The sequence below is a fragment of the Faecalicatena orotica genome, assembly GCF_905197545.1.
GTDB lineage: Bacteria > Bacillota > Clostridia > Lachnospirales > Lachnospiraceae > Faecalicatena_A > Faecalicatena_A orotica.
In genome coordinates this window covers 1-6,533 of sequence record NZ_CAJJZH010000026.1, presented here as the reverse complement: position 1 = coordinate 6,533, position 6,533 = coordinate 1, and the positions used below count along the sequence as shown (strand labels likewise).

Sequence of the window (6,533 nt, the reverse complement as noted above, 5' to 3'; positions counted from 1 at the left end):
TTCATAAAAAAATATCCTTTTTTAATTATCATATGCCGGGATAGTAAAAAGAATCCAGAAAGTTGAAGGAAAAGGAGGAGGCCGGAAGGATTACATCCCTCCGGCCGAGTATTATGAAAAAAAGTTTTATTAGCATTAGCTCTTTACATAAATTAGTATATCCATAAAATGTGAGGAGAATTTTATGATTCTGTAACGGATTTATGAACAGAATGTGAGAAGTTTGTGAATAGACAGGCAGGACTAAGCATCATGCTGATTAGGGCCTGATTACGGCCGTTATAGCTGTTATGCTATTGTTAATTTTCCTCCATTGTCTTGCAATAAGACAGAATTGTGGTAGACTGGATTCAGACCATACATAAAAAAGGAGGTACAACATGAAATTTTATATTTGTAATCACTGCGGCAACATAATTGCCTATGTGAAGAGCAGCGGTGTCCCGGTTGTCTGTTGTGGGGAAAAGATGCAGGAACTGGTTCCAAACACCACAGATGCAGCAGTTGAAAAGCATGTGCCTGTCATTCAGATAGATGGGTCTAAGGTCACAGTCACAGTAGGCTCAGCCGAGCACCCCATGATTCCGGAACACTATATCCAGTGGATTGCTCTGGCTACCAGACAGGGAAATCAGAGAAAAGAGCTGCAGCCGGGACAGAAGCCGCAGGCAGAGTTTATGCTCTGTGAAGGAGATGAGGCAGAGGCTGCATACGCATATTGCAACCTGCATGGTTTGTGGAAGGCAGAACCTTAATCTGATTCTGCCGGGAACCTGCCGGAATTTCTAGCCAAAAGGTGTGCAGAGCTGTCTGGCGCAGCATAATACGAACGGACATAACCGGGAATAAACGAACATAACCGGGCGTAAACAGACATAGCCGGGCATAGACAAACATAGACAAACAGCATTTTGGGCCGATACGGCACGAAATGCTGTTTGTTTTATATACGCGTATTGCCAGCCTGTTCTTTGCTATTCTTTGGGAGTTTCATACAGAATGACGATATCCCCATCAACAAACCCTGTGCCGATTCCCTGATACGCCTTTAGCCTGCCGGCGTATGTTCCATTTGCCAGATAAGCACGTATTGTATGTACCGTATCCTCCAGCACCTGCTGCCAGCCGGTATTTTGTACCCAGTGGAGAATGCTGTCACGGGAAGTAAATACTTCGTCACAGGCCCAGTCCGGGTCATACGCGTCGAAGCTGCGGGTTCCGATGAACTCCATGGACCAGCAGCTGTCTCCGTCATCATAGAGATTAAAGTTGACGGCAATGATTTCCTCCGGCAGGGGGCCGGCCATTATACGGTCAAGCCACGGTATGAATGATTGCATAAAAATGCCGCCTTTTATACGGTCTTGCGGTCCATTCAGCAGGAGATGCAGAATTTCCTGTTTGCTGCTCAAACTATCATAATCTCCCATCAGCAAATTGGGATAATGATATACAACACCGCGGTATTGGTTTTTCTCCAGGGCATCTATCAGGGAGTCCATGCCATATTCCTTAGCAAAATCTGCAAATACCTGAATCCTGGTTTTTTGCAAGATGGCAGCACTGCAGGGGAACTGAGGACATTCCCAGCATCCTTCCCATCTGTTTTTTATGCAGCAGTTAAATGGTTTGCAGGTTTCTCTGCCCGGGCAGCCGCCGCTGCGGCAGCCAGGACAAAGAACATTTTCGCTGCACACACAGCAGGCAAGCCCGCAGTATGCAATGCCCTTTTCTCTTTCCATGAATACACCTCATCTGTTTATCTGAAACTTATTTTTACTATGTGCAACTTTTATGAAAGCTCTCCCGTCTAATTGTATGAACCCGTATGGAACTTAAAATAATTAAGACGAAAAGGAGATTTACCATGAAAAAACATTTAGCTGTCATTACCATCTGTACACTGGCTCTTGCAAACGCAGTTCCCGCAATGCCTGTGTATGCTGCATCCCAAAAACCCGCGGCTGCTTATTCCGCAAAGCAGAGACGGGAGGGACAGAAAAAAATCAAGGACGCGGCTTCCAGGATAAAATCCGCATTTAAGAAACAAGACCTGAATGCATTGGCGGATTTATGCAGCTTTCCTCTTACCATATCATATGCATCCGGCGAATTGACTGAACTTAAAAGCAAATCAGAGCTGCTGGCGCTGGGGTCCGGTCCCGTTTTCACAGAGGGAATGAAGTCTGCCATCTCATCCACAGATGTTTCAAAGTTAAAGGAAGTGGGGAATGCAGGAGTACAGATGGGCGGCGATGCAGGTCTGAGTCTGTTTAAATTTGGAGGAAAATGGAAGATCAACAACATATACAGTGATTACAACAGCCAGGCTGGCAGCGATTCAGGGGCCCTCAAAATTGGAAACCTGGAAGAAGCAGCCACTACAGTCCAGAAATGCTTTTCGTACAGAGATATTGAAACTCTTTCCAGGATTTGCAGTTATCCGGTGAATGTAATTTACGAGGATGGGACATCAGCGGAATATAGTGATGCTGCCAGCTTCATTTCCAAATGCGGCGGCAGGCTGTTTACGGACCGTCTCTGTAATTCGGTTACTGCCACGGACGCATCCGGGCTGCAGGCAGTTGGAAATGCCGGAGCGCAGCTGGGAGGGGATTCCGGCCTGTCCATGTATCAGTTTGGAGGGGCCTGGAAGGTTAATCATATTTATCAGTAACGTATTTTTCATTGTCTGTATCAGTAATGAGGGTTAGGAAATCCAGCGTATTCCTGGAAAATAGCGGAATAATGCCTTGGCAGTTATGGCTTCCTCCGGAACATAGGGGTCTGACCAGTCCCGGGCATCCCTGGAATGATTCCTGTTGTCACCCAGCATGAGATAGCAGCCTTCCGGAACCTGGAAATGATAGTTCTCTGAGTCCATGGGTTCCGGAAGATATGGCTCATCCAGAGGAGTGTCCGACTGATTGATGTATATTTGATTATCCCGGATATCCACGGTTTCCCCCGGAAGTCCTATGATTCGCTTTACCAGCCGGGTCTTGTCCTTGCCCGGCTCCGCTTTGTGGTCAAAGAGTACGATATCCCCCCTCTGAGGCTGCGCTCCGAAGGCGTATGAAAGCCTGGAACCGATGATCCGGTCACCTGTCATAATGGTATTCTCCATGGAACCGGAAGGAATGTAGCTGTTGGCGATGACAAAGGTATTGAGGACAAAGGCAATGGCAGCAGCGGCCAACAGAATTTTGACCCACTCCAGAACCTCCTTTTTAAAGCCGGAGTTTCCGGTATGTTCGCTTTTTGCTGATGTGTTCATGGAAGTCTCCTTTATAATAAATCATATTTGAATCGGATAAATGTTATTTACCAGTTTAGCATTAACGTCTTATAAAGTCTTTAGTATTTGCCAATACGTAAGAATAATTAATAGTTTATTTATTAAAAAAATCTTCCTGTAATGTTATTCTATGAATAAGAATGAAGCAAAGGGAGTGGAATATGAAACGGATTGTACATACTGTAAGCATTATACTGGCTGTTCTGTTAGCCGCGGCCGGCGGCTACTATGGGGGAAGAAGGAGCGTCCAACCACTGGTTGGAACCACATTTTATGCTGTCATCGAGGAGATAAGGGAAAACCGCCTTCTGGTTCAGGGATTGGAGATAAATGATATCAATGGACGCGGGACCTTTGAACTGGCAGTGGGAGATAAAACAGAGCTTATATGGAGAGGTGTTCCCATAACGCTGAAGGATTTGAGGGCAGGGAATACCGTATCAGTCACTTATACCGGAGAAGTTTTGGAGATATCTCCGGCTCAGGTCAGTGATGTGCTCCGGATTCAGCTGCTGGATGATGAAACGCCATATTAGAGTATGCCCGGTGGACAATGTAAAAAACAAAGTAAAATGGCCAGTCGGGGAACTGGCCATTTTAGGAGAAGGTATTTCGTTTTTTATGGGGTGTAGCAAAAACTATATAATGTATTGGGGGGGTTACGTCTATTATAGTATCACCTGTTGTCGAAAAAGTGTGCACAAACTTTGTTGGAGTTGAAAGCTTATTTTGTGTACTTTTTTGGTGGATAATCATGTTTCACATTTGCTCACGGACAATACATTCCGGGGTTGGGCAGAATGCTGTGGGGGGAGTATATTGTTTCGTGGTGGTGTGCAGATTATGAGGATTTCATAGGCTCTGTAAAAGATTGTATTGCAAACAAGATATAGATGAGAACGGTGTTGGTGAACTCATTCCTGAAGTGATCGAAACCAATCTGGAGCTTTGGTCAACATGGGATAGTGTTATCTATAATATCTATACAATTTCGGATGGAGCGTTTGTTCAAGTGTTAAACAGCTGAGAGAGAAACAGATATTATGGACCTGTTGACAAATTAAAGGAAATGCCCTTCTGGTATGGTATAATAATTATAGTAACAGTAATAATGACCGTGAAAAGTAATACTAAAAGGGATGATTACATGAACAAAGAATATGGGTATTGTAGAATATCAACAGGGGAACAGAATGTAGAAAGACAGGTAAGGAGTATACTGGCTGCTTATCCCTTTGCCATCATTGTGAAAGAGATTTTTACAGGAACAAAATCTGGGGGTAGAAAAGGGCTGGATAAGATACTCTCAAAATTCAAACAGGAGATACGATTATATTTGATTCATTTTCCAGGATGTCCAGGAATGCAGAGGAAGGTTTTTCTCTATATGAGGAATTATTTACCAAGGGAGTCAACCTTGTGTTTTTGAAAGAGCCACATATTAATACGGACACATATAGAAGGAACAGGTTCCCAACATGGGAATTCAGTTCCTTCTTTTATGTCTGGGGTATTAATTTAGGTCTATTGTTCCATGCTTCTTCTCAAATTCAGCAACATGGTTTTTTATAAGCACTTCCAACTCACGATTGGCAGAACGACCATTATAATCAGCTACAATCCGTAATTTTTTCATTAATTCGGAATCAGTGCGTAAGGTGAATTTTGCTATTTCGTTAGTCATGCGTGTTACCTCCATATAAGTCATATGACCTCATTATAAAGTCAAAATGACGGCTAAATATTGATTGACGGCATAATGACGGCGTAATATAATTATGGGAGAAACGGGGTAAAATTATGCTTATAGTGATATTATTTAAAATATAAATGGGGGAACTATGGAGGAGTACAAAAAACTAATTTATGATTTGATGAATGGGAAGTTAGACTTTAAAGATAATCCGCCTGAAGAGTGTAAGTATGTGAAGGATGAATTCTCAATGAATTCTCAGAGGGAAAAGTGTGTGAACAGGCATATACAGAGATAATGAGTGTTTATCAGCGCCTATGCCAAAGGTTGGGGGCGGACGGAGAAGAAGATAAGGACATAGAGGTTATCATAAATAGCTATGAATTAATTACAGAATATTTGTGCATGAAAATGTTTGACTATGGGGTGTTATGCGCAAAGGGATTAGTTGAGTAGCTTATTATTTGTGGAATGACTTGTAAAATGATAAATTGGTTGAGAGGGACTGTTTTCTAGCTGTTTTCTGGTTGGAAGGCAGTTCTTTTTATTTTGTAGATATGTTATAATTCATATATATAATTTTGAGTTACCGCTATATGGAGAAAGGAAAATAAAGGATGACAGTAAAAAAATGGATCGCTATGATTACACTTTCGATGCTTTTTTCGGGCACCTTAATATGGGAAGCATATGCAGGAACTTGGAAACAAGGAATTGACGGGGATGTATCCGCATGGTGGTATGATAATGGAGACGGAACATTTCCCATATCCACATGGATGTGGATTGATGGTAATGACGATGGAATTGCCGAGTGCTATTATTTTGATGATACAGGACGTATGCTGAGTGATACAGTTACGCCGGACGGCTATACAGTTGATAAAAACGGTGCGTGGAAGCTGGGATTTGTACGACACATGTATTCGTTGAATTCATATCAGGAAGAGATTTTCAAAGATGCTGCCGAAGGCCTTTTGAACCTATACGAAGATCAATTTTATGTTCCGTCTTTTACATATGGACAGCTCCGGTATTTAATGTATGAGGACAGGCAGAAATTAATGAATTCCCTTCTGGCTGCGGATACAGAGAAACATTTAAATAATCCTGATATAACTACAATGTTTGTTCCATTGCGTATAGAAGATGGAATAGGGTATTTTGACCGAGACAAGACGCTTGACGACTTTTACGCAGTGTTTAATATAGGTCTGAATCCTGAAAACATACCACAATCAGAGCAGGGCGAATTAAAAGGAATACCTTTTGAAAAAGTAAATAAGTATAAAATTACTGACTGTGAACAGAGTTCTGATGGAACTTTTTTGTATATGAAATTGAAATACGAAAAAACTAATGTTGTTACAAATAAGATATTGCGTACAGGGACTTTTTACATGAAGCTTTATAGGAATAAGTCAGATGATATTGGCTATTACATTGATATAATCAGTAATCAGGAGTCGTTTGGATGATTTGGGAAATTAAAAGAAGGTTATACGGCTGGGGACATATCCCTGGCCTTTTTTGCTCCTCTGC

The 6,533-nt window shown here is 42.2% G+C and carries 7 protein-coding genes and 1 pseudogene; 5 read left to right on the top strand and 3 right to left on the bottom strand.

Features of this window, described 5'->3' with window-relative positions; genetic code table 11:
* Positions 1 to 380 precede the first annotated feature (380 nt).
* Positions 381 to 755, top strand: coding sequence for a desulfoferrodoxin family protein (locus ABIN22_RS23265; RefSeq protein WP_002569626.1), 375 nt, complete (start codon positions 381 to 383; stop codon positions 753 to 755).
* A 219-nt stretch (positions 756 to 974) separates the two neighbouring features.
* On the opposite strand, the gene ABIN22_RS23260 is transcribed toward ABIN22_RS23265, so the two are convergent.
* Entirely contained in the window at positions 975 to 1,742 is a 768-nt protein-coding gene (locus ABIN22_RS23260; protein WP_238054782.1) for a DUF3795 domain-containing protein, read from the bottom strand.
* A 125-nt stretch (positions 1,743 to 1,867) separates the two neighbouring features.
* Here ABIN22_RS23260 and ABIN22_RS23255 point away from each other — a divergent pair, with 125 nt between their 5' ends.
* Entirely contained in the window at positions 1,868 to 2,677 is an 810-nt protein-coding gene (locus tag ABIN22_RS23255) for a hypothetical protein (RefSeq protein WP_227129509.1), read from the top strand.
* Positions 2,678 to 2,710: 33 nt separating this feature from the next.
* On the opposite strand, the gene lepB is transcribed toward ABIN22_RS23255, so the two are convergent.
* Positions 2,711 to 3,277 carry a signal peptidase I gene (gene lepB / locus ABIN22_RS23250; protein ID WP_227129508.1) on the bottom strand — a complete coding sequence of 189 codons (567 nt, stop codon included), beginning with the start codon at positions 3,275 to 3,277 and terminating at the stop codon, positions 2,711 to 2,713.
* A gap of 182 nt (positions 3,278 to 3,459) precedes the next feature.
* Here lepB and ABIN22_RS23245 point away from each other — a divergent pair, with 182 nt between their 5' ends.
* Both ABIN22_RS23245 and ABIN22_RS23240 read left to right on the top strand, forming a co-directional pair.
* On the top strand, positions 3,460 to 3,834 hold the full coding sequence (locus tag ABIN22_RS23245; protein WP_002590599.1) for a hypothetical protein: 375 nt from the start codon (positions 3,460 to 3,462) through the stop codon (positions 3,832 to 3,834).
* 533 nt (positions 3,835 to 4,367) lie between these two features.
* Positions 4,368 to 4,870 (top strand): annotated as a pseudogene (locus ABIN22_RS23240) (recombinase family protein).
* On the opposite strand, the gene ABIN22_RS23235 reads toward ABIN22_RS23240, so the two are convergent.
* On the bottom strand, positions 4,812 to 4,982 hold the full coding sequence (locus ABIN22_RS23235) for an Arc family DNA-binding protein (RefSeq protein WP_002569620.1): 171 nt from the start codon (positions 4,980 to 4,982) through the stop codon (positions 4,812 to 4,814). The pseudogene ABIN22_RS23240 and the gene ABIN22_RS23235 overlap by 59 nt on opposite strands.
* Positions 4,983 to 5,608: 626 nt before the next feature.
* Between ABIN22_RS23235 and ABIN22_RS23230 the strand changes: the two genes are divergently transcribed.
* Positions 5,609 to 6,469: a hypothetical protein gene (locus ABIN22_RS23230; protein ID WP_227129505.1), complete on the top strand. Its 861-nt coding sequence runs from the start codon at positions 5,609 to 5,611 to the stop codon at positions 6,467 to 6,469.
* Positions 6,470 to 6,533: the final 64 nt, after the last annotated feature.

What these genes read in the sequence shown, in the direction of transcription:
- ABIN22_RS23260 (WP_238054782.1), bottom strand. Translation starts at nt 1,742, where the DNA reads ATGGAAAGAGAAAAGGGCATTGCATACTGCGGGCTTGCCTGCTGTGTG.
- lepB (WP_227129508.1), bottom strand. Translation starts at nt 3,277, where the DNA reads ATGAACACATCAGCAAAAAGCGAACATACCGGAAACTCCGGCTTTAAA.
- ABIN22_RS23265 (WP_002569626.1), top strand. Translation starts at nt 381, where the DNA reads ATGAAATTTTATATTTGTAATCACTGCGGCAACATAATTGCCTATGTG.
- ABIN22_RS23255 (WP_227129509.1), top strand. Translation starts at nt 1,868, where the DNA reads ATGAAAAAACATTTAGCTGTCATTACCATCTGTACACTGGCTCTTGCA.
- ABIN22_RS23235 (WP_002569620.1), bottom strand. Translation starts at nt 4,982, where the DNA reads ATGACTAACGAAATAGCAAAATTCACCTTACGCACTGATTCCGAATTA.
- ABIN22_RS23245 (WP_002590599.1), top strand. Translation starts at nt 3,460, where the DNA reads ATGAAACGGATTGTACATACTGTAAGCATTATACTGGCTGTTCTGTTA.
- ABIN22_RS23230 (WP_227129505.1), top strand. Translation starts at nt 5,609, where the DNA reads ATGACAGTAAAAAAATGGATCGCTATGATTACACTTTCGATGCTTTTT.